Source organism: Paenimyroides ummariense, assembly GCF_900115115.1.
In the GTDB taxonomy this organism is placed as follows: Bacteria; Bacteroidota; Bacteroidia; order Flavobacteriales; family Flavobacteriaceae; genus Flavobacterium; species Flavobacterium ummariense.
Genome location: NZ_FOVI01000067.1, coordinates 1 through 1,527, shown reverse-complemented (window position 1 = coordinate 1,527; position 1,527 = coordinate 1). Strand labels below are relative to the sequence as shown.

1 pseudogene is annotated in these 1,527 nt (G+C 47.1%); it reads right to left on the bottom strand.

Annotated elements, in window-relative coordinates:
• Nucleotides 1-1,527, bottom strand: a pseudogene (locus BM253_RS17415) (hypothetical protein); the annotation flags it as partial.

The window sequence follows — 1,527 nt, the reverse complement described above, 5'->3', positions numbered from 1 at the left end:
GCGCCATCATAGCTTACCGATCCTTCGTTTAAGTTGATTACAGAAGCAGTACCTTTTTCATCGGTATACGTCAATTCATTGGTCGCATTGTTGTAAGACAATACCGTCAATGTTTCGTTCGCTTTTACGATACTTGATAAGCTTGCCCATTCTACATTGCCTGCCGCATTGGTAATCAACATCGAGTTTGCTGCGCCTTCCTTAATCGATACCTGGTATGGATCGGCCGCTGTTCCCGTGCCGGTTACATCGATAAACGCGCTGCCGCCAATGTTGATGGCATCGTTCGCTATCGTGGTCAGATACTCTTCAAAAGTATTGTAGGTAGCCCCACCAACGGTAATCTGTTCGTTTACAATGTCGTTGTAAATGTTCTCGAACTGGTTCACTACTGATGCAGGTACGTCGATGATCGCCGTTGCTCCTGCTTCGTTGGTATAAGTATACGTCCCGTCGTTGTTGTTTACGATCGTGGTGATTGTTTCGTTTGCTTTTACGATTGTTGATAAGCTTGCCCATTCTACATTGCCTGCCGCATTGGTGATCAGCATTGAATTCGCTGCGCCTTCCTTAATCGATACCTGGTATGGATCGGCCGCTGTTCCCGTGCCGGTTACATCGATAAACGCGCTGCCGCCAATGTTGACCGCATCGTTTGCTATCGTGGTAAGGTACTCTTCAAAGCTGTTGTAGGTAGCCCCATCAACGGTAATCTGTTCGTTTACAATGTCGTTGTAAATGTTCTCGAACTGGTTAACTACTGATGCTGGTACGTCGATGATCGCCGTTGCTCCTGCTTCGTTGGTATAAGTATACGTCCCGTCGTTGTTGTTTACGATCGTGGTGATTGTTTCGTTTGCTTTTACGATTGTTGATAAGCTTGCCCATTCTACATTGCCTGCCGCATTGGTGATCAGCATAGAATTCGCTGCGCCTTCTTTGATCGATACCTGGTATGGATCGGCTGCTGTTCCCGTGCCCGTTACATCGATAAACGCACTGCCGCCAATGTTGATGGCATCGTTCGCTATCGTGGTCAGGTACTCTTCAAAGCTGTTGTAGGTAGCTCCACCAACGGTAATCTGTTCGTTTACAATGTCGTTGTAAATGTTCTCAAACTGGTTCACTACTGATGCAGGTACGTCGATGATCGCCGTTGCTCCTGCTTCGTTGGTATAAGTATACGTCCCGTCGTTGTTGTTTACGATCGTGGTGATTGTTTCGTTTGCTTTTACGATTGTTGATAAGCTTGCCCATTCTACATTGCCTGCCGCATTGGTGATCAGCATAGAATTCGCTGCGCCTTCTTTGATCGATACCTGGTATGGATCGGCTGCTGTTCCCGTGCCCGTTACATCGATAAACGCACTGCCGCCAATGTTGATGGCATCGTTCGCTATCGTGGTCAGGTACTCTTCAAAGCTGTTGTAGGTAGCTCCACCAACGGTAATCTGTTCGTTTACAATGTCGTTGTAAATGTTCTCAAACTGGTTCACTACTGATGCAGGTACGTCGATGATCGCCGTT